Here is a 23674-nt window from a genome sequence, read left to right as displayed (position 1 = left end):
CTGAACGCAGTGGCTCTCGCGGAGCCGGCCCGGACCAGCCGCCGCGCAGCACATCGCCCCGCCGATCACACGATCGACGGGGCGAGAGGGGCCGAGTGCCGCGGAGGGGCGATCAGCGTTTCCGGGCGGGGCGCGAGCGCTTGCCCGGACCCACCGTCACCACCTCGAAGTTGGACTTGGTGCGGTCCAGCCGGTGGAAGAGGTTGTCCGGCCCGGTGATGTACATCTTCGACACCCCGGCGTCCTTCAGCGTGTCCACGACCTTGGGCCAGTGGATCGGCAGGTCGAAGGTGTCCAGCAGCATGGTGCGCAGCTCGTCGGCCGAGGTCACGATCGTGCCGTCCTGGTCGGTGACCACGGGCAGCTTGGGGTCCTTGAGGTCGTACCTCGGCAGGATCTCCTCGGCGGCCCGGCGCCGCAGCTCCGCGAACGCGGGCGCGTGCACCGCCGGGACCATGGTGTACATGGAGTAGCCGCCGGCCTGGCTGATCGCCTTCTTGAACCCCTCCAGCTCCTTCTCGCGCAGCGAGACCATGAAGAAGCCGTCGTCGAGGTAGCCGGAGTAGTCGTACCACTCACCGCGTTCATCGAACTCGGCGAGGATCTCCGTCAGCTTCTCCTGCGGGGTGCGGACGAAGGTGTGGGTGACCGCGTCCTGGTACTCCTCGGTGAAGTAGGCGTGTTCACAGCGGGCCAGTTCCGCGGTGAGCCGCACCACCTCGGGAAACGGCAGCGAGCTGACGTAGGCCGCCGCCGCCTTCTGCCCGAAGCTGGGTCCCACGCACAGGTCCGGGACCAGGCCGTGTTCCTGCTCCGCCCGGTCCGCCGAGGCCATCGAGTTCACCAGGAAGGCGATCTGGGTGGCCTCGGAGTAGTCGTCCTCGGAGTCGCGGAGCCGGTCGAAGACCGAGTAGCCGAGCGCGTCGTCGGCCTCGGCGAGCCGCTTGCGGGCGAACGGGTCGAGCGTCAGGAACCTGCCCACCTCGGAGAAGCTGGAGGGTCCCATGCCCGGGAACACGATGGCTGTCTTCGTCTGCTCGGATGCCGTCATGGTGTGGTGCCTTACTCTCTGGACCTGCCGTCGCTCAGTCCTGCGCCCGGCGGTTGAAGCCCCGGATACCGATGAACCCGTAGATCAGGATGGACGCCCCGATGGCGCATCCGCAGATCCACAGCGGGATCGACTCCGGGATTCCGGGGCCGGAGGGCAGCAGCAGCCCGCGCATCGCCTCGGTGACGTAGGTCAGCGGGTTGACGGAGCACAGGATCTGGAACCAGCGGACGCCCTCCAGGCTCCGCCACGGGAACTGCGTGGCCCCGGTGAACATGATCGGGGTGAGCGTCATGGCGAAGACGATGGAGATGTGGCGGGCGGGCGTCAGGGTGCCGAGGGTGAGCCCGACCGCGGCGCCGACCAGTCCGCCGAGGGCGAGGATGCCCAAGGTCTCCGGCATCTTGGACAGCGGCCAGGAGACGTCGTCCAGCAGCCACAGACCGATCGGGATCATGACCAGGGCGCCGATCACCCCGCGCATCGCTCCGAAGATGGCCTTCTCCACCGCCACCAGGCCGACCGGCAGCGGCGAGAGCAATCGGTCCTCGATCTCCTTGGTCCAGGAGAAGTCGATGGCCAGGGGCAACGCGGTGTTCTGCAGGGCGACCAGGAAGCTGTTCAGCGCCACCACACCGGGCAGCAGCACCTGCTGGAAACCGGGCTGGGTCATGCCGATCTCGCCGAGCACCTTGCCGAAGACGAACAGCATGAAGAACGGTTCCACGATGACCTGCCCCAGGAAGGGGCCCATCTCGCGGCCGGTGACGAAGATGTCCCGCCACAGGATGAAGAAGAACGTCCGCCACCGGCTGGCGCGGCGCCGGTGGCGTCCGCCGCGGCGCTTTCCGTCGGGCAGTTCGAGTTCGAGTCCGCGCTCCGGCTCGGGCTCCACGAGGGGCGAACGGGCTTCGGCCGCCGCGATGATGGCGTTCAGCGCGGCCTTGGCGTCCTGCGCGGCCTGGGAGGCCGACGGGGCCGGCTGGGGCTTGATGACCAGCGTCAGGGTGTCGCCGATGTCGCCGTGCGTGGTCCCGGACCCCGTCGGCTGGTGGTGCCTGTGCTCATGGGGGCGGGTGTCGAGCGGCTTGGGCTCGTGGTGCCTGGTCTCGTGCGACGTGGGCTGCTTGACCGGCGGGGCCGCGGGGGCCTTCCGCTCCTCGGCCCGTTCCTCGGCGGCGGGCGCGGCGTTCGGCGACTTGGACCGGACGAGCACGGTCCGGGTGTCCTCGAAGCCGTCGTCCTCGGCGGCCTTGATCTCGGCGGCCCTGTCGTCGTCGCCCTTGTCCCGAGCCGGCGCGGCGGGGGCAGGGGTCCTGGGGTCGGGGACCTTGCGCTCGGCCGGCTTGTCGCCGGAGGGGGCCTGGCCGCCGCCCTGGCTCGCGGACGGCGTGGCGCTGCTCGCGGGCTTCTCCTCCGTGGCCTTGGCGCCGGTGGTCTCGCCCGTCGAGGACGGGGGGCGTGCGGAGGTGCTCACCGCATCTCCTTCCCCGTCAGCTCGACGAACACGTCTTCCAGACTCGCCTTGCTCACATTCAGGTCCTTGATTTCACAGCCGGTGTCGGACAGGGCCTTGATGACGGTGGGCAGGAGTACGGAGGACGGCGCGTTGCTGTAGACCTTCATCCGGAAGGTGCCGTCGCCGTCGGGTGTGCCCTCCTCCTGCTGGAGCACCTCGACCCGCTCGGCGACACCGAGGCTCTGCACCATGTGGACCACGCCGTTCATTCCGCTGTACGGCGGCCGCACCGTGACGGTCAGGGCGGTGTTGCTCATCCTGCCGGTCAGCGCCTCGGGGGTGTCCAGGGCGAGCAGCTTGCCGTGATCGACGATGCCGATCCGGTCACACAGCCTGGATGCCTCCTCCATGTCGTGGGTGGTGATCACCACCGTCACGCCACGGGTCTTCAGCTCGGCCACCCGGTCGCGCACGAAGATCTGCGACTGCGGGTCCAGGCCGGTGGCCGGCTCGTCGAGGAACAGCACCCGGGGACGGTGCATCAGTGCCCGCGCGATCATCACGCGCTGCGCCTGGCCGCCGGAGACCTCGTCCGCCCGAGCCTTGGCGTGGTCGCTGAGGCCGAGCCACTCCAGGCTCTCGTCCGCCAGCCGGTTCCGCTCCGAGCGGGAGAGCCCGTGGTAGCCGGCGTGGAACAGCAGGTTCTGACGGATCGTCAGCGATCGGTCGAGGTTGTTGCGCTGCGGCACGACGGCGAAGGACTGGCGGGCCACCGCCGGCCTGGCTATCACATCGACACCCTGCACGAAGGCGCGTCCGCCACTGGGGGCGACCCGGGTGGTCAGGATGCCGATGGTGGTGGTCTTGCCCGCTCCGTTGGGGCCGAGGAAGCCGAAGACCTCACCGTGCTTCACGGTGAAGCTGAGATTGTCGACAGCCGGAACGGGCCGGCCTGGGTACTTCTTGACCAAGCCGTCGACAACGACGGCGAAATCAATGGGACGTGTTGGGTTCATCGCTGTCGTCGCACCGAATTTAATTGGCAGGAGGAGAACATTCTTTCCTCATGTTTAACACGACTGCTTGACTCTGGGCCCGTGGCTGCTCGCAGGTTAGGGGGTGGTGGCACGGGTGAGGGGGCTTTAGGGGGCACCTCCGGCGGCCCGTGTCACACCGGGATGACGCGGTACCCGCATATAAGGCGTACCTCCGAATAGCGGTCACTAGGGGTTGTGGCGCCGGAGAAGGCGCTCGTAACCTCACGGAGTCAGCATCTCGGACGAGCGTGGTCGACGCGCCCCACCATGCACTCGTGCCCGGCCCCTCAGTGCAATCGCGGGGATGTACTCCTTGAGCCAGATCAAGCCCGATGATGTGGGCCTTATTCGGATATTGCAAACAGAAACCGCAAGCAGTTTCCGGCTGATCTGTTTCCCTGAATCCGCCCACTCCACCGCGTACTACCTCTCCCTGTCCGAGCTGCTGCTGCCCACGGTGGAGGTGCTGGCGATCCAGTACCCGCTGCACATCGGCGTCGAGGACGGCGACGAGGAGCGGTTGGCCGACTCCCCGGAGCTGGCGGACCGGATCTTCGGCGCGCTGGCGGAGTGGATGGACCGCCCGCTCGCGTTCTTCGGCCACCGGGCCGGCGCCGACCTCGCCTACCGCGTCGCCGAGCGCCTGGAACGGGAGACCGGAACGGCGCTGCTCACCCTGTTCGTATCCGGCCGGACCGCGCACTGGGGGAGGTCCCTGGGGCCCCCGGTGCTCGGCTGCCGGATCGTCGCCCTCGCCGGTGAGGGCGACCCCAAGACCCCGCTGCGCGGCGTACGGGCCTGGCGGCGGCGTACGAGCGGACGATTCGACCTCGAGGTGTTTCCCGGCTCCCGTGGCTACCTCGACTCGAGCCGGAGAGAGGTCGTCAACCTGGTGCACGACCAGTTGCTCTCACAAGTCTCCGTCGACGCCGAGTGGGAGACCGGCGCCGAGGACAAGGGAGCCTAGGGGCCGGCCCGGGGCTTCCCGTACTCGTCAGCGGAAAGGAAAGAGTACGTTCGATGACCGCGAAGATCTACGCGCCCGACTCGGTGCACACCCTGGCCGACTTCGAGCTGGACGCGCTGCGCGTCGCCGATGTGATCCGCGAGCACGGGGTGGCCCACGGCGACCGTGTCGTCTTCAAGGCGGGCAACTCCGCCGCCTACGTCAGCGTGCTGTTCGCGCTCATGCACGTGGGAGCCTCCATCGTCCTGGTCGACCAGCAGGAGCACCCGGACGAGACCCGGCGGATCGCCCGGCGCACCGGTGCCGGGATCGCCTTCGTCGACGACGACGCCCCGATCCACGCCGACATCCGTGCGGTCAGCCTCTATGAGCTGATCGCCCCGGCTGCCGGACGCCCGCTCACCACCCGCGAACTGTCCTTCGACGCCTGGGCCGACCGGCCCGACGGCCTGATCATGTGGACCTCCGGCTCCACCGGCGAGCCCAAGGGTGCCGTCAAGTCCGGCCGCAAGTTCCTCACCAACCTGGAGCGCAACGCCGCCCAGGTGGGACACCGGCCGGACGATGTGCTGCTGCCGCTGCTGCCCTTCGCCCACCAGTACGGGCTGTCCATGGTGCTCATCGCCTGGCTCACCCGCTGCTCACTGGTGATCGCCCCGTACAAGCGCCTGGACCGGGCGGTGCAGATGGCCGGACGCACCGGCGCCACGGTGATCGACGCCACCCCGTCGAGCTACCGCACCATGCTCAACCTGGTCGGCCGCAAACCGTCGCTGCGGGCGCGGCTGGAGCAGGTCCGGATGTTCTGCTCGGGCGCGGCGCCGCTCGACGGCGCCCTCTCCGACCGCTATGTCGCCGAGTTCGGACTGCCGCTGCTGGACAGCTACGGCAGCACCGAACTGGGCAACATCGCCTTCGCCACCCTGGAGAACCCGGTCTCCTGCGGCCGGGCCATGGACGGCATCAAACTGCGCGTCGTCGACGAGGACGGCCATCCGGTCGCCCCCGGCCAGGCCGGTGAGATCGAGGTCGACACCCCGGACGCGCTCGAGGGCCATCTCGCCGAGGACGGCACCATCGACGCCATACCCACCGGCTGGCAGTCCACCGGCGACCTCGGCTACCTCGACGAACACGACAATCTCTTCGTCCTGGGGCGGAAGTTCGCGGTGCACCGCTCCGGCTACACGCTCCACCCGGAGCTGATCGAGCGGAAGGCGGCCCTCGCGGAGATCTCCACGCGGATCGTGCCGCTGCCCGATGAGCGCCGCGCCGGCGACACCCAGCTGGTCTTCTTCGTGGAGGACGACCAGTTGCGGGACGCCAAGTACTGGCGTGAGCGGCTGTGCCAGGTGCTCCCGGTCTACGAACAGCCCAACCGCGTCGAGGTGCTGGAGAACTTCCCGCTCAACCGCAACGGCAAGCCGGACAAGCGCCGGCTCGAGCAGATCGCCCGGGGCTGAGGTGACGAAGGGGGAGCCGGTGACCTGCGGCGACGGCTCCCCCTGGGCCGGTGGCCGGGGCCGTCAGTCGTACGGGAGCTCCAGCGGAGCGAAGGCGTCGAAGAGATCACCGGGGCCCGGATTGTCCGGATGCGTGGTGCCGCCGAGGTGATGGAGCACCCCCCACACCGCGTTCAGCGCCGTGGTCACCGCTCCCTCGGCGAACCCCGCCGTCCAGGAGACGTCGTCCCCGCACAGGAAGAAGCCGCGCTGCCGCGCATCCATTCCACCCTGCATGAACTGGGTGAACAGCCGCCGCTGATAGCGGTAGTGGCCGGGCAGATTGTTCTTGAAGGCCCCCATGAAACGGGGCTCGGTCTCCCAGGTGACGGTCAGCGGCCCGCCGATGATGTGCGACCGGATGTCCACGTCCGGATAGATCGCGCCCAGCTTGGTCAGCAGCGTCTCCAGCCGCTCCTCGGCCGAGAGCGTCGCGACCTTCAGCGAGTCGTCGTTCCAGGTGTACGACAGGCACATCACCCCGGGCCGGTCGGGCCCGTTGTCGAACAGATAGGTCCCGCGCGGCATCCGGTCGGTGAGCGTCATGCTCATCACGTCGTGGCCGGCCGCCGGGTCGGCGTCCCGCCAGAACGGCCGGTCGACCAGGACGAACAGCTTGGACGCGCCCATGTAGTGGGTGCGTTCCACCGCCGTCCACAGCGGGGTGGACAGCAGCGCCGGATCACAGTCGATCCGGTTCAGCAGCGTCCACACATGCGGGGTGAAGACCACCGTGGGGAACTCGCGCTCCTCGCCGCTCTCGTCCGCCACCCGTATGCCGTCGGCGGTCCGCCGCAGCCGGGTGACCGCGGGTCTGGGCCGGCCGCCGTGCAGCGAGGCCAGCGAGGTGCCCGCCGGCCAGTGCGCGAGGGTCTCCGGCCGGTGCTCCCACAGCCCGTTCGGCACCTGCGAGGACCCGCCGACGATGCTCACATGGTTGTCGTCGGCCTCGGTGACCACGACGCGCAGGATCTCCAGCATCGAGTTGGGGAAGTCGGTGTCCCAGCCGCCGGTGCCGAAGCCGACCTGGCCGAAGATCTCCCGGTGGCGGAACGACTGGAAGGTGGAGGAGGTGGCCAGGAAACCGTAGAAGGACTGGTCGTCGAACTCCCTGACCAGCGAGTTCCATACGGTCTTGAGGGTGGCGACGTCCCGCCGCTGGATGGCGTCCCGCAGGGTGGCCAGGTCGGCGCGCTCCTGGAGCGCCTTGTCCCACGCGGCGGCGACCTCCTGGTAGACCTCGGGAAGCTCGCCGGCGGTGCGCGCCCGGTCCTGGCCGCCGTTCAGGTCGATGAGCGTACTGGGAGTGGCCGGTGCCAGCGGATTGGGAAAGGGACGGGTGGGCAGGCCCAGCAGATCGATGTAGTGGAACAGTGACCGGGCGGAAAGGGGAAAGCGCATGGCGCCCATCTCCGCCTTGTATTCCGGATTCCCCGGGAAGGGTGTGGAGCGCATCCGGCCACCCAGTTGCTCCGCTTCGTAGAGAACGGGGCGAAGCCCGAGTTTCAGAAGCTCATATGCGGCGGTCAGTCCGGACATACCGCCACCTATGACCGCGACTTCCGTCCCGTGCGCCGCACTCGGCAGGGTGCCGAGACCGGCGGGATGGCTCAGCCATCTGTCGTAGGAAAAGGGAAAATCCGGCACGAGCATCGTCGTGGCGGACGTGGTCGCACACGTCATGGCATCAACCTCTTGGGGCCGAGCGGCATCGCGGGGATATCAGGCGGTGTAAGCGACATCGAAATCCAGGCTCGCGGGCAGTTCTCGGCGCTGGCTGATGTTGATCTTCCGGTAGACGCGGGTCAAGTGTTGCTCCACCGTGGAGATCGTTATGTAGAGCTTAGCGGCGATCTCCCGGTTGGTGTAGCCGGAGGCCGCCAGCGCGGCGACCCGGCTCTCGGCGTCCGAGAGTTCGGAGAACGCGGCGGTGTCCTCACCGGTACGGGCCGCCTCCGACAGGGCCGAGCGTGCCGGGGTGCGCTGGAGCGAACGGGACAATTCCTCGGCGCCGCAGCTGTCCGCGAGCCGCAGGGCCCGGCGGGTCATCAGCCGGCTGGTGTCCAGATCGCCGAGCTGTTTGTGCGTCTCCGCCAGATCCGCCAGCGCCCGCGCCATCTCGTACCAGCCGCCGCTCGCCTGAAGCACCCCCACCGCCTGCTGAAGCAGCGCGGTCCGCTCGTTCAACGGCCGGGTGGCGGCCAGGATCCGCAGCGCGGCGCCACGGGTGGGGGAGGAGGACTCCCCGGCCAGCTCCAGCTGTTCCTCCGCCAGCCGCGCCGCCCGCTCCTGCCCGCCCAGGGCCAGCCAGGTCTCGGCGGCGCCGAGCCGCCAGGCGAGGGTGGCGGGCGAATCCAGGTCCCAGGCGGCCATCTTCTCGCCACAGGCGCGGAAGTCGGTGAGGGCCGCGTGATGACGGCCGGTGGCCAGCTGATGCCGGGCACGCGCGTAGAGGTAGTGCAGCCCGTAGCGGTTCCGGTACATCTCCTCCGGCACCGGGCGGGCCAGCAGTTCGGCCGCCGCGTCATGGTTGCCCATCGCGGTGTGCGCGTTGACCAGCATCCCCAGCGGCATGCCGACGGTGACCCCCCAGCCGCGCGCCGGAAGCTCCGCCAGCGCCCGCTCCGCGAACCGGACGGTGTCCTGGAGCCGTCCCACGCGCAGCGCGATCTGGGCCCGCAGCACGCAGAAGTAGGCCAGCAGCGCCTTGGCGCCGCGCTTGGACGTCTCCTCGATCAGCCGGTCGCACCAGGTGGTGGCGGTGGCGTGGCGGTCCGCGTACACCAGCGTCTGGAGCGCGGCGTGCACCGTCAGCATCGTCCGGTCGGAGAGCCGGACGGTCTCCAGCACCCGCTCCGCGGCCCGTACGGTGTCCTCGTCGACGCCCCGGCTCAGCACCGTCCACAGCGCCCCGAGCGCGGTGAGCTGGGGGGACTCGGGGGTCCGGTCCGGCGACGGCGCGTCGTCGTCCCACCGGCCGACGGGCTCTCCCCGGTGCAGGAAGGGCCGCAGTTCGGGGTGGTCGGGGTAGGTGGTGGCGAGCGTCAGTCCGATGGTCCGCAGACCCGTGTCGAGTTCGGGGCTCGGGCTCCCGGCCGCGGCCCGGCTGACCTGCTCGAGGGCGGCTGCCGCCTCGCCCATCCGGCCGAACCCGAGCAGCCCGATGATCACAGCGAGGGTGTGCCGCGTCGGCAGCTGTCCGCTGCCGGCCGGGCCGGCCAGCGACTGGAGCCGCCGCATCTGGGACAGCGGGTTGAACGGCCACATGGCCTGGACCATGGTCGCCTGGAGGACGAGCGCCTCGCGCTCATCGGTGCTGCACCGGTCGGCCATCTGCAGGCAGTTCATCGCCAGTTCCCTGCGGTCGGCGGCGATCGCCTGCTCGGCGGCGTCCCGCAGCGCCTGCGGAATCCACTCCTCGACCGGCTCGGCCGCCTCGTGGCTGAGCAGATGGCGGGCCACGTCGATGGGGTCGGCGCCCTCCTCGTACAGCAGCCGGGCCGCTCGGTGGTGCAGCGGGCCGAGCTCGTCCATCTCCAGATCCTCCAGGAGCACGGTGCGCACCGCGTCGCTGCGGAACTGCGCGTCGTGCAGGATCCCGACCTCGGTGAGCGTCGCCACGGACCGCCGGACCTGCCGCTCCTCGACCTCGATCAGCTTGCTCAGCAGGGGAACGGACACCGCGTCACCCAGCAGCGCGATGGCATGGGCCACCCGGCGGTGGGCCGGACCGCCGCGGTACACGCAGGACAGCGCCGCCTGCCGGAACAACTCTCCGGCCACCGGGGAGCCCGGCGCGGTGTGCACAGGGCCCCGGGCGAGGCGGGAGAACCGGTCGTCCAGGAGTCCGCGCAGCAGCAGGAGGTTGCCGCCCGTCATGTCGTGGAACGCGGCGGCGTGGCGCTCGGCCTCCTCGGCGCCCAACTCCTCGGTCAGCAGGGTGGTGACGCCGGCGACAGTGAGCGGGGCGAGCCGCACATGGCAGACCTTCGGCTCGTGCAGCACCTCATCCAGTGCCGGGGCGGTGGGCCCGGTCAGTGACCCGCGGCTCACCACGACGGACAGCGCCTCGGAGCGACATCGGCGGATGCCGTACGCCAGACAGCGCAGTGACGGCAGATCGGCGAACTGGACGTCGTCGATCGCGATCAGCAGCGGGGCGTCAGCGGTCAGTTCGTCGAGTGTGCGGTGGAACCCCTGGAGGAGCGGGAGGTCGGCCTGGTCCGGGCCGTAGGGGTTCGGGGGCACGTCGAGACCCGGCCGCGGCCGGGCGTGCCGAAGGTGCGCCGGCATGCTCTGGTAGAGCTGATCGAGCACGGCGTAGGGGAAGTCCTGTTCCGAGGTGGAGGCGACGGCGGGCAGCACCCGGACGCCTCGCGCACTCGCGGTATCCGCCACGGCATGCAGAAGCGCGGTTTTCCCCGATGTCATGGCACCGCTGATGACGGCCAGTCGGCTTCCTGGCCGGGCGTCCTCGAAGAGGAGCCGACTGAGCCGGGCCATCTCCTGATCGCGCTCCACCAACACGTACGAAGCACCTTCCCCGAAATTACTCGTGAGCGAGGGGAAGCGAATCACCGTGCATGGCACACCTGGTAACGCACCGTCCCCCCGGACGAAAATACCTTGCCGGCCATTGGTGCTCTTGTTCCCTCCTGTAGCACCCTGTGCGGCGGCATGGCTGCTCTGTGTTACGTCGCGTGTTCTCGGCCTCTCCCGACGCGGCTGGTGTGTGCCAGCCCTGGATCTCGGGTATGAGGTGATTGCGAACTCTAGCAGTGCCGTTGATGCGAAAAGATGACCGTTGTGTCACGGGTGAATTTGTTCGACTGAGGTCACGGTGTGGTAAGCGAGTTGTGAAGCCCCGCGTGACGGGTCGGATCGGGCTCCGTCGCTGGTGAGCGGGGTGGAGCCGGGGGGCATCGGCCCTGCTGGATGTGAAAGTTGCGCAAAAGACTCGGAAAGTCTTGAACTCCGAGTTCGCCTCTGACGTCTCGTCGTGTGCGTTTCCGCTGTTCAGTGGCCGGTGGTTGACGGTCGATGGTGGATGGGTGCCGCTTCTGGGCCTCCATTAGCATCGCTGTAGCTGCCAAGTGTGGTGTGTCATCGACCACTAGGGAAATGCCTAGTTGTTCGAGCAAACCGGAGGAAAGTGCGCGTGGTCAACCAGAACTTGACATTTGTCGTCGGCACCGGTCGATGTGGTTCGACGGCTCTGTCACGGGTCATCAATCTTCACCCGGACGTACTCAGTATCAATGAATTGTTCGCCAGTATTCCCGATTCGGAAGTGCTGGCCGAAGCCCCGCTGAGCGGCCCGGAGTTCTGGGGATATCTGTCCCGTCCCCATGCTCTCACCAATAACTTGATCAAGAATGGGGCCATCCCGCCCGAGTTCCTCTACCACCGGCTGCCCAAGCGGCGGTTCGACGCCAGGACCACCGGCATCCCCGCCATCAGCGTCATGGTGCTGCCCCATCTGACCGATGACCCGGACGCCCTCTTCGACGAGTTGGAGTCCGAGGTCACCTCGTGGCCCACGCGATGTCCGGCGGACCACTGGAGGGCCTTCTTCGCCACCCTCGGCGCACGGTTCGGCAACCCCGGCGCCGTCGTCGAGCGAACCGGTCTGTCCATAGGCCGGGTGGCGGAGATGCACCGCGCCTTCCCCGAGGCGCGCTTTGTGCACCTCTACCGCGAAGGCCCTGACTGCGCCTTCTCCATGAGCCGGCACGTCAGCTTCCGGATGCTCCCGCTGGCGAAGGAGATGGCCGACCACTGCGGCCTGGAGTCGCCGTATCAGCTGACCCCGGAGCACGCGGCCCAGCTCCCGCCCGACCTCGCTCCGCTGCTGGGCGACGAGTGGGACCCGGCGCTGGTGTGGGACCGCCCCATCCCGCTCGCCGTGTTCGGCGGCCTGTGGTCCGGGGTGATGATCGACGGCCTGGAGCAGCTGGCCACGGTCCCGGCCTCCCAGCGCACCTCGATGTCGTACGACACCCTCGTCGAGGAACCGGAGAAGGAACTCATCCGGCTGGCCGAATTCATCGGTGTGGAACCGCTCCCCACCTGGCTTGACGCGTCCGTCGCGCACCTCGACGGCGGTCGGCGCGGCGCCGCGCGGACGCTGCCCGAGGCGGAACTGGCCCCGCTGATCGAGGCCTGCGGCCCGGGGATGCAGGCGCTGGCCACTCACTCGTAGGGCGCGCGTCGTCATCCGGCGACGGCCGCCTGAGGAAGACCGGTCGCGACCGGTCGCCGGATGCGCCCCTCCGTCCTCGGGGCGACACGTGCGACACGTGCGACACGTGCGACACCCCAGCTCCCCCAGCGATGCGTCGCGGGCGTGCTGCGGCAGGATTCCACGGCCTGCCTATCATCATGGTGTGCAGTTGCAGCAGCTGCGTTATTTCGCCACCGTCGCAGAGACCCGGCACTTCACCCGTGCCGCGGAGCTTCTGCATGTCGCCCAGCCCTCGCTGTCCCAGCAGATCCGGGCCCTGGAGCGGGAGCTCGGAGCCGATCTCTTCCACCGGGCGCGCGGCCATATCGCGCTCACCGACGCGGGAGAGGCGCTGCTTCCGCTCGCCCGCCAGATCCTCGCCGACACCGAGACCGCGCACCGCGAGGTCCAGGAGGTCGCCCAGCTGCGGCGCGGCCGCGTGCGGCTGGGAGCCACGCCGAGCCTGTGCGCCAGCTTCGTCCCCGATGTGCTGCGCCGCTTCCACGACGAGTTTCCCGGCATCGAACTCATCGTGGACGAGGGCGGTTCCCAGGACCTGGTGCGCACACTCTCCGCGGGCGAGCTGGACCTCGCGCTGATCATCACCCCGCTGCCCGGTCAGGCCCCCGCTCTCGCCGCCACCGAGCTGCTGCGGGAGGAGCTGGTGGTGGCATCCTCACCCGCGTCCCCACCACCGACCCGCCGCCGCCGGATCCGGGTCGAGGATCTGCGGGACCGGCCGATGGTGATGTTCCGCCGCGGATACGACCTGCGGGAATTCACCACGGCGGCGTGCCGGGCGGCGGGTTTCGAGCCCTCCTTCACGGTGGAGGGCGGCGAGATGGACGCGGTGCTGGGCTTCGTACGGGCGGGGCTGGGCATCGCCGTACTGCCGGGGATGGTGGCGGCCCGGTCCGGGCTGCGGATCACCCCGTTCGCGGGGCACGACATGCAGCGCACCATCGCTGTCGCCCACCGTAAGGACGTCGCGCCGCCCCGGGCCGCGCGTGAGCTGCGCCGGGTGCTGCTGGAGCATCTGCGGACGGCGGCCACCGGGGAGTTCAGCCTGCCACCGACCGCGACGCGATTGCTGCCGTAGCGTCCGGTGGCGGTGCTCCCGCACGCGCCGCGCCGGGGCGCCCGCCGCGCCGGTACGAGCGGTGTGCCGGGGTGGGTGGTGTGCCGGGGGCGGGCGGTGTGCCGTCAGCCCCAGATCGTGTGGGCGAGCGCTCCACCCGCGAAGGCGGCGCCCGTCCCGGCCGCCACACTCATCACCACGTTCGCGACGGCGAAGAGCCGGGCGCCCTCCTCGGCCAGCCGCAGTGTCTCGTACGAGAACGTCGAGTATGTCGTCAGCGCTCCGCACAGCCCCGTGCCCAGGAGCAGCTGCAACCGCGGGGACGCCGCCCCCGCCACGGCCGCCCCGGTCAGCAGGCCCAGCACCGCGGCGCCCGCCACATTGACCACGAAGGTGCCCCAGGGGAACACCGAGTCGTGCCGGGCCTGTACCACGCGGTCGGTCAGATAGCGCAGCGGGGCGCCGACCAGTCCACCCGCGATCACCAGCAGCCAGTTCACCGGATGCGGCCCCGGGGGTGCACGATCTCGACCGGGTCGACCACCACCAGGCCGTCGCCCACGATCTCCTCCAGTTCGGGCAGGAAGGACCGCACCCGCTCCTCCGTATCGATGATCACGATGGCAATGGGCAAATCCTCGCTGAGCGACAGCAGCCGCGAGGTGTGGATCAGGGACGAGGAGCCGTAGCCCTCGACACCGCGGAACACGCTCGCACCCGTGAGCCCCGCGCGATGGGCACGGTGCACGATCTCGGCGAACAGCGGTTTGCGGTGCCAGGTGTCGTTCTCGCCGATGAAGACGGTCAGCCGCAGCGCGGGCTCGCCGTTCACCGGGCCGCCGCCTTCCCGCCGGGGCCGACGCCGTACGCGCCGAGGGCGCGCCGGGTCGCCGCCACCGCGGCCCATACCGCCGCCATCGCCACCACCAAGGTCCCCGCCAGATAGGCGCACGCGGTCGCGATACGGCCGTCCTGGACCAGCCGGGTCGCGTCCACGGCGTACGTGGAGAAGGTGGTGAAACCGCCGAGCACACCCGTACCGAAGAAGGGCCGCACCAGCCGGTGGGCCGTCCACACCTCGCTGATCAGCACCAGGAAGACGCCGATGATCGCGCAGCCGACCCCGTTCACCACCAGGGTCGTCCAGGGAAAGGTGCCGGGCCGGGTCGGCCAGAGCAGCGACGCCCCGTAGCGGGCCGTCGCCCCGAGTGCGCCGCCCACCGCCACCACGGCCACCACGGGACCCTGCCCCTGCCACAGGCTGTGCCGGACGGGCGGGGTCGGGCCGGTGCCGGGGTTGCTGCACTCGTCCGCCACCTGCGACCGTGAGCTGCCCATGGAATTCATGCTACGCGGTGCCGACGGAGGCAGCCGACCTGGGGAAAGGCGGCGGACAGGGCCCTGCGCAGCGGCGCGTACCGGCTGCCTGATAGGGGGCGTGGTTGCCTTTAGGGGGTGATTACGGTGGGCATTCACCCGATCGAGGGATTCAATAGTTGACGCAGGATCCACTGCTCGCCTATTTCCCCCACGCGAAGGGCTCAGAACCGATCATGCCCGCGAACCATCGCGACACAGCCATGCCCGTACCGCCCGAGGAGACCGAGCGCACCCTGCGCTTCGCGGGCCCAGCGACCTTCGGCCGCGTTCCGCGCCTGGACCAGGTCGGCACAACGGACATCGCGGTGGTCGGGGTGCCGTTCGACGCCGGTGTCTCCTACCGGCCGGGCGCCCGCTTCGGCGGAAACGCCATCCGCGAGGCGTCGCGCCAGCTGCGCCCCTACAACCCGGCGCAGGACGCGTACCCGTTCCACTACGTTCAGGTGGCGGACGCCGGCGACATCACCGCCAACCCGCACAACCTCGACGAGGCCATCGAGAACATCGAAGCGGGCGCGGAGGAGCTGCTGTCCACGGGCGCGCAGCTGATGACGCTGGGCGGGGACCACACCATCGCGCTGCCGATCCTGCGCGCGGTCGCCCGCAAGCACGGCCCGGTGGCACTGCTGCATTTCGACGCGCACCTGGACACCTGGGACAACCACTTCGGCGCCCAGTACACCCACGGAACGCCCTTCCGCCGCGCGGTCGAGGAGGGCATCCTCGACACCTCCGCGCTCTCGCACGTCGGCACCCGCGGCCCGCTGTACAGCAAGGAGGACCTGACCGAGGACACCAAGCTGGGCTTCGGAATCGTCACCTCGGCCGATGTGATGCGGCGCGGGGTCGACGAGGTGGTGCAGCAGCTCAAGGAGCGGATCGGCAAGCGGCCGCTCTACATCTCGGTGGACATCGATGTCCTGGACCCCTCGCACGCTCCCGGCACCGGCACCCCCGAGGCGGGCGGTCTCACCTCGCGCGAGTTGCTGGAGATCGTGCGTGGGCTCGCCGACTGCCATCTGGTCTCCGCCGATCTGGTCGAGGTCGCCCCGGCGTACGACCACGCGGACATCACCTCCGTGGCCGCCTCACACACCGCGTACGAGCTGGTCACCCTCATGTCCCGGCAGATCGCCTTCTACCGCTGGGTGGAAGAGCAGCAGCAGCAGTCGTAGGCCGCGGCCCGTCCCACGTTCCGCTCCTCTGGCCCCTGGCCCTGGACGGCAGTCCCGGACGGCCGACGGCAGCCACGCGAGGGCCGGCCGGCGCCACGCCAGTCGGCCGACGCCACGCCGGTCGGCCGGGGGCACCGGCCCGGCCCTCCCCGGAGGCCGTCAGAAGGGCCCTAGTGGTCCCGGTGTGCGACGAAGTCGCACAGAGCGTGCAGCGCCCGGGTGGCCGGGCCGTGCGGCAGTCCGTTCAGCGCGGTCCGGGCGCGCAGCAGCCGGGCGTGCATCACGGCCCGCGCCTCCGACAGCGCCCCGCAGCGGTCCAGCAGCGCCACTGCCCTCGGCAGCCCGGCCCCCTCCGGGGCGACGGTGGCGACGGTGCGGGCGGTGGCGGCGGCGTTCAGCAGGGTGCGCAACTCATCCGCCTCGGGCCGCTCGGCGGCCAGCGCCAGCAGCACCGGAAGGCTGGCGACGCCGATCGCGAGATCCTTGCCCTGCTCTTTTCCGGAGACCTCGGAGCTGGAGGTGATGTCGAGAATGTCATCGGCCACCTGGAACGCGATCCCCAGATGTTCTCCGTATTCCGCGAGCGCCTCGACCACACGCTCCGGGGCGCCCGTCCGGACCGCCCCGAGTTGCAGTGCCATCGCGATGAGCGCGGCCGACTTCCCGGCCACCACGGCGAAGTAGTGGGAGAGCGGGTCGTCGTCGCCCGACGGGCCGATGAGTTCCCGTACCTGACCCATGACCAGCCGATGGGTGGCATCCGACTGCAATCGGATGGCTTCCGGGCCGAGTTCCGAGGAGAGCTGCGCCGCCTTCGACAGCAGCCAGTTGCCCGCGAGTACGGCGGTGGAATTGCCCCAACGGGCGTTGGCGCTGGGAACTCCGCGCCGGGTGCGGGCCTGATCCATGACGTCGTCGTGGTACAGCGAGGCGACATGCACCAGCTCCGCCAGGGCGGCGGCCGCCACGGCGGCGGACGGATCGCGCTCGCCGAATTCCGCCCCGAGCAGCGCCAGCAGCGGACGCAGCCGCTTTCCGCCGGACGCGAGGAGATGCCCGGCGATATCCGCGACACCAGGGTCCAGGGCCTCGGCGGCGACAGCGCGCAGCCGCTTCTCCGAGGCGTCCATCCCGCGCGCCAGACGGTCCGCGAGCGCGGGGTCGCCGATGGTGAGCTCCGTGGCCATGGAGCGCCTGGTGGAGCTCTCGGGCTCGGTTGTGACGGACGCGACCATGCCGCGGACCGTAGGCGAGGGAAGTACCGGAACGGTGGGTTCTGTCAAGAAGGTGCCATGTCCCGCGCCGGATTCCCGTAACCGAGGCGCTACCCAGCCCAGGTCCCGGCGGGCCGGACGGTAGCCCATGGCGACGACGACCGCCAGGCGTACCCGCGCCGTGCCAACGAGCTCTGCCCCGATACGCGGCCCACGAGCCTGATCACCACTGTCCCCAGCGCTGGCAGGTTCAGGACACATATCCGCCCTTCTGCCCCCGCATGGCCGGGAGGCATGCCGGCTAGCCGCACCCGGCCCTCATGGCGTTACGTTGGCGGTGTGAGGGATGCGCACGCCGGCCTCCCGGCGACCATGCGGGCATGGACGGTCCCCACCCCGGGCCGGATCGAGCAGCTGGAGCTGCCGGTTCCGCGGCCGGCGGCGGACGAACTGCTGGTCCGGGTCCGGGCCTGTGGGGTGTGCCGCACCGATCTGCATGTCCGCGACGGCGATCTGCCCCCGCACCGCAGCCCCGTCGTCCCCGGCCACGAGGCCGTCGGCGAGGTGGTCGCGGCGGGCGAGGGGGCGCATGCCCCCGGCGCCGGAATCCGGCTCGGCGTCCCCTGGCTGCGGCGCACCTGCGGCCGCTGCGGCTACTGCCTCCGGGGCCAGGAGAACCTGTGCCCGTCCTCCGAGTACACCGGCTGGGACGCGGACGGCGGTTACGCCGAGTACGTCACCGTACCGGCGGCCTACGCCTATGAGCTGCCCTCCGGATACGCCGACGAGGAGCTCGCCCCGCTGCTGTGCGCCGGCATCATCGGCTACCGCGCCCTGCGCCGCGCCGATCTCCCACCGGGCGGCCGGCTCGGCATCTACGGCTTCGGCGGCTCCGCCCACCTCACCGCGCAGGTCGCCATCGCCCAGGGCGCCGTCGTCCACGTCCTGACCCGCTCGGCCGCCGCCCGCGCCCTCGCCCTGGACCTCGGCGCCGCCAGCGCGAGGGACGCGTACGACCGACCGCCCGAGCCCCTCGACGCCGCCATCCTCTTCGCCCCGGTCGGCGACCTGGTCCCGGTCGCCCTGGAGGCCCTGGACGCCGGCGGCACGCTGAGCATCGCCGGCATCTACCTCTCCGACATCCCCTCCCTGAACTACGCGCGCCATCTCTTCCGCGAACGCACCGTCCGCAGCGTCACCGCCAACACCCGCGAGGACGGCCGGGAATTCCTGGCCAACGCCGCCGACCACCGCGTCCGCGCCACGGTCACCCGCTACCCCTTCGACCGGGCGGACACCGCCCTCGACGACCTCGCCGCCGACCGGGTGGGCGGTGTGGCGGTGCTGACGATGCCGCACTAGAGCATCAGGTGTGTGGCGCCAGGCATGTGGCACCAGGTGAGCGGTGAAAACGGCGCCGTGAAGCGCCCTGACAACGCCGTCCGTTACGGGCCCGGCGGGGTGATACGGCGGTATCCCGCCCGCGCGTTGACGACCCGGGCGAGCGCGGTGCCGGCGACGGCCGCCGCCAGGAGGCAGGCGAGCCAGCCGGTGTCGCGGTCGCCCGCCCAAGTGAGCTGGCCCGCGGGCGGGATGGCGAAGCCGTTGAGGAACAGCCAGCACAGCGCCGCCGTACCGGGCGCGGCGACGAACCGCGAGCACAGCCCCAGCAGGGCAGCCAGCAGCGACAGTGTGACCAGGGCGAACATCGGCCGCCCGTGGCCGCCGAAGAAGTTCACGGTCGCTACCAGGACGAGTGCGCCGAGGAAGGCCCCGCCCCAGATGACGGGGGTGGCGACCGGATCGGGAACCGGCCTGACGCCGGTGCTGAGCCGCCTCCACTCAATCATGGGCACCATCCTCCTCGTATCTCGATGGTCACCCCACCTTGTGCGGTCGGCATCGTCCCATCGCACCCTCGCACACCGGCCATCATTACCTATTCTTTGCCATTCGTTAGGGTGGCATGAGACCAGAGCTACGAGAGGGACGATTGTGGGCGCTCCGCGGATGAGCAGTACGCCATTGCCGGGCATCGGGGTTCGATACGACCTGACGACACGTGAACACAGGCGGCTCTCGGTCATCGCGCATCGCGACGGCGGACGGACACTGAGTACATACCGGAAGGAAGATCCCGATGAATGCGCCCTGTCCACCAGGCTGACCGCAGGAGAAGCGGAAGCGCTCGTAGGGGCGTTGATGCCGACTCATCACAGCCCGAACCTGCTGTCCACCACCGAGCTCGGGCTGGTGGCCGAGCGGATCGAGCTGTCGACCGTCTCGTACTGGAACGGACGGGTGCTGGGCGAGACGCGGATGCGGACGCAGACCGGCGCCTCGATCGTGGCCGTGCTGCGCAGGGCGGAGGCGATCCCCTCCCCGACCCCCGACTTCCGGCTGGCCGGCGGGGACGAGCTGATCGTGATCGGTACCCGCGAGGGCGTGGAGACGGCCGCGGCGATACTAGGGCGGGAGTGAAGCGATGCATTCGTCTGCCGTCTTTCTGATCGAATTCGGCGCGGTCATCCTGGGCCTCGGGCTGCTGGGACGACTGGCCGGACGGTTTCAGTTCTCCCCGATCCCGCTGTATCTGCTGGCCGGCCTGGCCTTCGGTGAGGGCGGGCTGCTGCCGCTGGGGGCGAGCGAGGAGTTCGTCGCGACCGGCGCCGAGATCGGCGTCATCCTGCTGCTGCTGATGCTCGGCCTGGAGTACACCGCCACCGATCTGGTCAGCAATCTCAAGACCCAGTACCCGGCCGGGCTCGTGGACGCCGTGCTCAACGCACTGCCCGGCGCGGTGATGGCCCTGCTGCTGGGGTGGGGGCCGGTGGCCGCGGTCGTGCTGGCCGGCGTCACCTGGATCTCCTCCTCCGGTGTCATCGCCAAGGTGCTCGGCGATCTGGGCCGCCTCGGCAACCGGGAGACCCCGGCGATCCTGAGCATCCTGGTTCTCGAGGACCTGGCGATGGCCGTCTATCTGCCGATCGTCACCGCCCTGCTGGCCGGTGCGGGCCTGGCGGCGGGCAGCGTCACCCTGACCATCGCCCTCGGCGTGGCCGGTCTGGTGCTGTTCCTCGCCGTCCGTTACGGCCGGCTCATCTCCCGCTTCGTCTCCAGCGACGACCCCGAGAAGCTGCTGCTGGTGGTGCTCGGACTGACGCTGCTGGTGGCGGGGATCGCCCAGCAGCTCCAGGTGTCGGCCGCCGTCGGCGCGTTCCTGGTGGGCATCGCCCTGTCCGGGGAGGTCGCCGAGGGCACCCACCATCTGCTGAGCCCGCTGCGGGATCTGTTCGCCGCCGTCTTCTTCGTCTTCTTCGGGCTGCACACGGACCCGGCCAGCATTCCGCCGGTGCTGCTGCCCGCCATGACGCTGGCCGTCATCACCGCCGGTACGAAGATCGTCACTGGCTACTGGGCGGCGCGGCGGGCCGGAATCTCCGTCCGGGGCCGCTGGCGGGCCGGCGGTACGCTGGTGGCCCGTGGCGAGTTCTCGATCGTCATCGCGGGACTCGCCGTCACCGCTGGTATCGAACCGTCGCTCGGCCCGCTGGCCACGGCGTACGTCCTGATCCTGGTCGTCCTCGGCCCGCTCACCGCCCGCTACACCGAGCCCGTCGCCGGGCTGATCACGGCCCGCCTGGCGGCGCGCCGCAAGCACGCCCCGGCCGGGTCGGCCGAGGGCGCCGTGGCGGAGGAGCCGCATGAGGCGCTGGACGACCCCGACGCCGTGGGGCGTCGTTCCTGACCGTCCGCTCGATGATCGCCGGACCGTTGGTCCGGTGAGCACAGGACTGTCAGCTCGGTGATCGCCGGACCGTCCGTTCGGTGATCACTGGGAAGGCCGTGGGAAGACCGCGGCTCCACCGTCTCAGCCCTGACCCTCATCCTCGTGCCCCCCATCCCCCGAACCGGCTGACTCCTCCAGGCCCCCTCTGATTGGGCCCTCCGGACATGGGTAACCGGGGCTGGGCCCCGAGGCCCGCGACAGGCAGGTGAACGGAGGATTCGTCATGACGAAACCCAACCCCACCGATCTCCAGAAGGCGCTCAAGGGCGCCAGCTATCCGGCCGACCGCCAGTCCCTGGTGGAACGCGCCAAGGAGAACGGGGCCGACCGCGAATTGGTCGATGAGCTGTCGCACGTCAAGAAGGGCAGCTTCGAAGGCCCCGACGAAGTCCAGAAAGCCGTCTTCAAGGGCGAATAGCAGCTCGGCGGGGCGGAGGCCGGTGCGGAGAGCGGAGAACTTCCGCACCGGCACACGCCTGATTCGCGAATGCGAGGCGGCCGCTCATCCGCACCCGGAGGATGGGAGAAGACCGATGTCACGTGTGCGACGGGCGAGATCGGCACTGCTCGGCGCCGCGGCGGTCGTCGTCAGCGCGGGGATCCGCCGGTGGCGGCGCAGACCGTCGCGGCCGGCCCCGGTGACCGACGCCCCGCCGACGGCCCATCCGTCACTCGGCGGCAGGATCGTCGGCCTGCTGACCCGGCGGTCCCGCGAGGAGGGCGTACGGTGAGGGCCCTCCGGCGCCCCGAGCGGCTCGCCAAGGCGAAACTCCTGCCGTGTTCCGCGCAATGCCCGGTGGGGCCCGGGACCTTTTCGGCGAGTCGGGTCCGAATCGCCGTCCCGCTTCCGGTAATGGTGGGCGAATCGATACAACGGATTCGTGGGCCGGTGCCGCCGGCCGCCCACACATTCATACTGCCGAGGAGCGGACACGGACATGGCGACGACAACCAAGCCCGACTTTGAAGCTCCCGCGGAACCCACCAAACTCGGCAGAATCGTGGTCGACTGGCTCACCACGACGGACCATAAGAAAATCGGACACCTGTACTTGGTGACCGCGTTCGGTTTCTTTCTGATCGCCGGCCTGCTGGCCATGGTCATGCGCGCCGAACTGGCCCGGCCGGGACTCCAGTTGATCAGTCCGGAGCAGTACAACCAGGCTTTCACCCTGCACGGCACGCTGATGCTGCTGTTCTTCGCCACGCCGGTCTTCGCCGGATTCGCCAACGAGATCATGCCGCTACAGATCGGCGCCCCGGACGTCGCCTTCCCCCGGCTGAACATGCTCTCGTACTGGCTTTTCCTCTTCGGCGGGCTGATCGTGATCGGCAGTCTGCTCACCCCTCAAGGCGCGGCCGACTACGGCTGGACCGCCTATACGCCGCTCAGCAGCAAGCTGCGCGCCCCGGGCACCGGCAGCGACCTGTGGGTCATGGGCCTTGCCCTCTCCGGTTTCGGCACGATCCTGGGCGCCGTCAACTTCATCACGACCATCGTGTGCATGCGTGCCCCGGGAATGACGATGTTCCGCCTCCCCATCTTCACCTGGAACATCCTCTTCACCTCGATCCTGGTACTGATCGCCTTCCCCGTTCTGGCGGCCGCCCTGCTGGTGCTGGAGGCGGACCGTAAATTCGGCGCGGTCGTCTTCGAAGGAGCGAACGGCGGGCCGGTGCTGTGGCAGCACCTCTTCTGGTTCTTCGGTCACCCCGAGGTCTACATCATCGCCCTGCCGTTCTTCGGCATCATCACCGAAATCATTCCGGTGTTCTCCCGCAAGGTGATCTTCGGTTATATGGGACTGGTGGGCGCCACCATCGCCATCACCGGACTCTCCGCGACGGTGTGGGCCCATCACATGTTCGCCACGGGTGCGGTGCTCCTGCCGTTCTTCTCCTTCATGACGTTCCTCATCGCGGTGCCGACCGGGGTGAAGTTCTTCAACTGGACCGGAACCATGTGGCGCGGCTCCCTCTCCTTCGAGACACCCATGCTGTGGGCCATCGGATTCCTGGTCACCTTCCTGTTCGGCGGCCTGACCGGGGTGATCCTCGCCTCGCCTCCGCTGGATTTCGAGGTCCATGACAGCTATTTCGTCGTCGCCCACTTCCACTACGTGGTCTTCGGTACGGTGGTCTTCGCGATGTTCGCCGGATTCTATTTCTGGTGGCCCAAGTTCACCGGAACGATGCTCGACGAACGCCTCGGCAAGATCCATTTCTGGACCCTGTTCATCGGCTTCCACACGACCTTTCTGGTGCACCATTGGCTGGGTGCCAACGGCATGCCGCGCCGCTATGTCGACTATCTGGCCGCCGATGGCTTCACCACGCTGAACACGGTCTCCACCATCGGCTCCTTCCTCCTGGGCCTGTCCACCCTGCCGTTCGTCTACAACGTGTGGCGGACCGGGAAGTACGGAAAGCGCGTCGCGACCGACGACCCCTGGGGGTGGGGCCGCTCCCTGGAATGGGCCACCTCATGCCCTCCGCCCCGGCACAACTTCCTCACCCTGCCGCAAATCCGCTCGGAGTCCCCCGCCTTCGACCTCCACCACCCCGAGGTGGTCGTGCACGAGGTGCCCACCCACCACGAGCCGCCCCTCTCCGGGGGCATGGGCGCCCCGCTGGACCTCGGCACCAAGGAGCAGCGCACCGGCGGCGAGCCGGGCCCGGAAGGGGGCGGGGGCACCGAAGAGGGCGGGGACACCCGGGGCCGCGGGGACTGACTCCCGCGGACCGACCCCCGCGCCGTACGGATTCCGGGGCAGGGCCGGGAGCGATGGCTCCCGGCC

Annotated in this window: 21 protein-coding genes; 11 read left to right on the top strand and 10 right to left on the bottom strand. The window is 69.8% G+C overall.

All coding sequences use genetic code 11. The features are described 5' to 3' along the window. Positions 1 to 112 precede the first annotated feature (112 nt). Genes PS467_RS15455 through PS467_RS15445 form a run of 3 tightly spaced genes read right to left on the bottom strand, consistent with a single transcriptional unit; the run spans position 113 to position 3526 of the window. Positions 113 to 1051, bottom strand: coding sequence for an ACP S-malonyltransferase (locus tag PS467_RS15455; protein ID WP_311035763.1), 939 nt, complete (start codon positions 1049 to 1051; stop codon positions 113 to 115). A gap of 34 nt (positions 1052 to 1085) precedes the next feature. Continuing rightward, on the bottom strand, positions 1086 to 2528 hold the full coding sequence (locus PS467_RS15450; protein ID WP_311035762.1) for an ABC transporter permease: 1443 nt from the start codon (positions 2526 to 2528) through the stop codon (positions 1086 to 1088). After that, positions 2525 to 3526 (bottom strand): ABC transporter ATP-binding protein, encoded by a 1002-nt coding sequence (locus PS467_RS15445; protein ID WP_268972087.1) that lies wholly within the window; start codon positions 3524 to 3526, stop codon positions 2525 to 2527. The genes PS467_RS15450 and PS467_RS15445 overlap by 4 nt, the downstream gene beginning before the upstream one ends. 376 nt (positions 3527 to 3902) lie before the next feature. On the opposite strand from PS467_RS15445, the gene PS467_RS15440 reads away from it, so the two are divergent. After that, on the top strand, positions 3903 to 4514 hold the full coding sequence (locus PS467_RS15440) for a thioesterase II family protein (protein ID WP_311035761.1): 612 nt from the start codon (positions 3903 to 3905) through the stop codon (positions 4512 to 4514). A 53-nt stretch (positions 4515 to 4567) separates the two neighbouring features. Continuing rightward, positions 4568 to 5977: a class I adenylate-forming enzyme family protein gene (locus PS467_RS15435; protein WP_268972085.1), complete on the top strand. Its 1410-nt coding sequence runs from the start codon at positions 4568 to 4570 to the stop codon at positions 5975 to 5977. Between the two features lie 63 nt (positions 5978 to 6040). Here PS467_RS15435 and PS467_RS15430 read toward each other — a convergent pair whose 3' ends face one another. Beyond that, positions 6041 to 7699: a flavin monoamine oxidase family protein gene (locus tag PS467_RS15430; protein WP_311035760.1), complete on the bottom strand. Its 1659-nt coding sequence runs from the start codon at positions 7697 to 7699 to the stop codon at positions 6041 to 6043. Between the two features lie 39 nt (positions 7700 to 7738). Further along, positions 7739 to 10543, bottom strand: coding sequence for a helix-turn-helix transcriptional regulator (locus PS467_RS15425; RefSeq protein WP_311035759.1), 2805 nt, complete (start codon positions 10541 to 10543; stop codon positions 7739 to 7741). A 571-nt stretch (positions 10544 to 11114) separates the two neighbouring features. Between PS467_RS15425 and PS467_RS15420 the strand changes: the two genes are divergently transcribed. After that, the gene (locus PS467_RS15420) at positions 11115 to 12218 is read left to right on the top strand and encodes a sulfotransferase (RefSeq protein ID WP_311039865.1); all 1104 of its coding nucleotides are present in this window, start codon (positions 11115 to 11117) and stop codon (positions 12216 to 12218) included. Positions 12219 to 12402: 184 nt separating this feature from the next. Continuing rightward, positions 12403 to 13338, top strand: coding sequence for a LysR family transcriptional regulator (locus PS467_RS15415; RefSeq protein ID WP_311035758.1), 936 nt, complete (start codon positions 12403 to 12405; stop codon positions 13336 to 13338). 104 nt (positions 13339 to 13442) lie between these two features. On the opposite strand, the gene crcB (PS467_RS15410) is transcribed toward PS467_RS15415, so the two are convergent. The 3 genes from crcB (PS467_RS15410) to crcB (PS467_RS15400) are packed head-to-tail and all read right to left on the bottom strand — an operon-like array spanning position 13443 to position 14655. Beyond that, the gene (gene crcB, locus PS467_RS15410) at positions 13443 to 13817 is read right to left on the bottom strand and encodes a fluoride efflux transporter CrcB (protein WP_311035757.1); all 375 of its coding nucleotides are present in this window, start codon (positions 13815 to 13817) and stop codon (positions 13443 to 13445) included. Then, entirely contained in the window at positions 13814 to 14149 is a 336-nt protein-coding gene (locus PS467_RS15405; protein WP_311035756.1) for a DUF190 domain-containing protein, read from the bottom strand. The genes crcB (PS467_RS15410) and PS467_RS15405 overlap by 4 nt, the downstream gene beginning before the upstream one ends. Beyond that, complete coding sequence (crcB, locus tag PS467_RS15400) at positions 14146 to 14655, bottom strand: fluoride efflux transporter CrcB (RefSeq protein ID WP_311035755.1); 510 nt, start codon at positions 14653 to 14655, stop codon at positions 14146 to 14148. Before crcB (PS467_RS15400) ends, PS467_RS15405 begins: the two co-directional genes overlap by 4 nt. Before the next feature lie 215 nt (positions 14656 to 14870). On the opposite strand from crcB (PS467_RS15400), the gene speB reads away from it, so the two are divergent. Further along, the gene (gene speB / locus PS467_RS15395) at positions 14871 to 15872 is read left to right on the top strand and encodes an agmatinase (RefSeq protein ID WP_432280587.1); all 1002 of its coding nucleotides are present in this window, start codon (positions 14871 to 14873) and stop codon (positions 15870 to 15872) included. Between the two features lie 170 nt (positions 15873 to 16042). Here the strand turns inward: speB and PS467_RS15390 are convergent, their stop codons facing one another. Further along, positions 16043 to 17107, bottom strand: coding sequence for a polyprenyl synthetase family protein (locus PS467_RS15390; protein WP_311035754.1), 1065 nt, complete (start codon positions 17105 to 17107; stop codon positions 16043 to 16045). Positions 17108 to 17458: 351 nt separating this feature from the next. Here PS467_RS15390 and PS467_RS15385 point away from each other — a divergent pair, with 351 nt between their 5' ends. Beyond that, positions 17459 to 18448, top strand: a complete 990-nt coding sequence (locus PS467_RS15385; RefSeq protein WP_311039864.1) for a zinc-binding alcohol dehydrogenase family protein — start codon at positions 17459 to 17461, stop codon at positions 18446 to 18448. An 83-nt stretch (positions 18449 to 18531) separates the two neighbouring features. On the opposite strand, the gene PS467_RS15380 is transcribed toward PS467_RS15385, so the two are convergent. Continuing rightward, positions 18532 to 18936, bottom strand: a complete 405-nt coding sequence (locus tag PS467_RS15380) for a hypothetical protein (RefSeq protein ID WP_311035753.1) — start codon at positions 18934 to 18936, stop codon at positions 18532 to 18534. Between the two features lie 160 nt (positions 18937 to 19096). On the opposite strand from PS467_RS15380, the gene PS467_RS15375 reads away from it, so the two are divergent. The 5 genes from PS467_RS15375 to ctaD all read left to right on the top strand — a co-directional run bounded on the left by PS467_RS15375 (position 19097) and on the right by ctaD (position 23608). Further along, positions 19097 to 19567, top strand: a complete 471-nt coding sequence (locus tag PS467_RS15375) for a cation:proton antiporter regulatory subunit (protein ID WP_268972075.1) — start codon at positions 19097 to 19099, stop codon at positions 19565 to 19567. Between the two features lie 4 nt (positions 19568 to 19571). Beyond that, positions 19572 to 20834, top strand: coding sequence for a cation:proton antiporter (locus PS467_RS15370; protein WP_311035752.1), 1263 nt, complete (start codon positions 19572 to 19574; stop codon positions 20832 to 20834). Between the two features lie 265 nt (positions 20835 to 21099). Then, a complete protein-coding gene (locus tag PS467_RS15365) occupies positions 21100 to 21294 on the top strand; it encodes a DUF2795 domain-containing protein (protein ID WP_311035751.1) in 195 nt (64 codons plus the stop codon). Positions 21295 to 21409: 115 nt separating this feature from the next. Further along, the gene (locus PS467_RS15360; RefSeq protein ID WP_268972072.1) at positions 21410 to 21607 is read left to right on the top strand and encodes a hypothetical protein; all 198 of its coding nucleotides are present in this window, start codon (positions 21410 to 21412) and stop codon (positions 21605 to 21607) included. Between the two features lie 207 nt (positions 21608 to 21814). Then, positions 21815 to 23608, top strand: a complete 1794-nt coding sequence (gene ctaD / locus PS467_RS15355; protein ID WP_311035750.1) for an aa3-type cytochrome oxidase subunit I — start codon at positions 21815 to 21817, stop codon at positions 23606 to 23608. The last annotated feature ends 66 nt before the right edge of the window (positions 23609 to 23674 follow it).

The sequence above is a fragment of the Streptomyces luomodiensis genome, from assembly GCF_031679605.1.
Lineage (GTDB): Bacteria > Actinomycetota > Actinomycetes > Streptomycetales > Streptomycetaceae > Streptomyces > Streptomyces luomodiensis.
The sequence above is the reverse complement of the archived record's forward strand: the minus strand, read 5'-3'. Positions and strand labels throughout refer to the sequence as shown.

What these genes read in the sequence shown, in the direction of transcription:
- PS467_RS15455 (WP_311035763.1), bottom strand. Translation starts at nt 1,051, where the DNA reads ATGACGGCATCCGAGCAGACGAAGACAGCCATCGTGTTCCCGGGCATG.
- PS467_RS15445 (WP_268972087.1), bottom strand. Translation starts at nt 3,526, where the DNA reads ATGAACCCAACACGTCCCATTGATTTCGCCGTCGTTGTCGACGGCTTG.
- PS467_RS15435 (WP_268972085.1), top strand. Translation starts at nt 4,568, where the DNA reads ATGACCGCGAAGATCTACGCGCCCGACTCGGTGCACACCCTGGCCGAC.
- PS467_RS15430 (WP_311035760.1), bottom strand. Translation starts at nt 7,699, where the DNA reads ATGACGTGTGCGACCACGTCCGCCACGACGATGCTCGTGCCGGATTTT.
- crcB (WP_311035755.1), bottom strand. Translation starts at nt 14,655, where the DNA reads ATGGGCAGCTCACGGTCGCAGGTGGCGGACGAGTGCAGCAACCCCGGC.
- speB (WP_432280587.1), top strand. Translation starts at nt 14,871, where the DNA reads ATGCCCGCGAACCATCGCGACACAGCCATGCCCGTACCGCCCGAGGAG.
- PS467_RS15390 (WP_311035754.1), bottom strand. Translation starts at nt 17,107, where the DNA reads ATGGTCGCGTCCGTCACAACCGAGCCCGAGAGCTCCACCAGGCGCTCC.
- PS467_RS15385 (WP_311039864.1), top strand. Translation starts at nt 17,459, where the DNA reads ATGCGGGCATGGACGGTCCCCACCCCGGGCCGGATCGAGCAGCTGGAG.
- PS467_RS15380 (WP_311035753.1), bottom strand. Translation starts at nt 18,936, where the DNA reads ATGATTGAGTGGAGGCGGCTCAGCACCGGCGTCAGGCCGGTTCCCGAT.
- PS467_RS15375 (WP_268972075.1), top strand. Translation starts at nt 19,097, where the DNA reads ATGAGCAGTACGCCATTGCCGGGCATCGGGGTTCGATACGACCTGACG.
- PS467_RS15370 (WP_311035752.1), top strand. Translation starts at nt 19,572, where the DNA reads ATGCATTCGTCTGCCGTCTTTCTGATCGAATTCGGCGCGGTCATCCTG.
- PS467_RS15365 (WP_311035751.1), top strand. Translation starts at nt 21,100, where the DNA reads ATGACGAAACCCAACCCCACCGATCTCCAGAAGGCGCTCAAGGGCGCC.
- PS467_RS15360 (WP_268972072.1), top strand. Translation starts at nt 21,410, where the DNA reads ATGTCACGTGTGCGACGGGCGAGATCGGCACTGCTCGGCGCCGCGGCG.
- ctaD (WP_311035750.1), top strand. Translation starts at nt 21,815, where the DNA reads ATGGCGACGACAACCAAGCCCGACTTTGAAGCTCCCGCGGAACCCACC.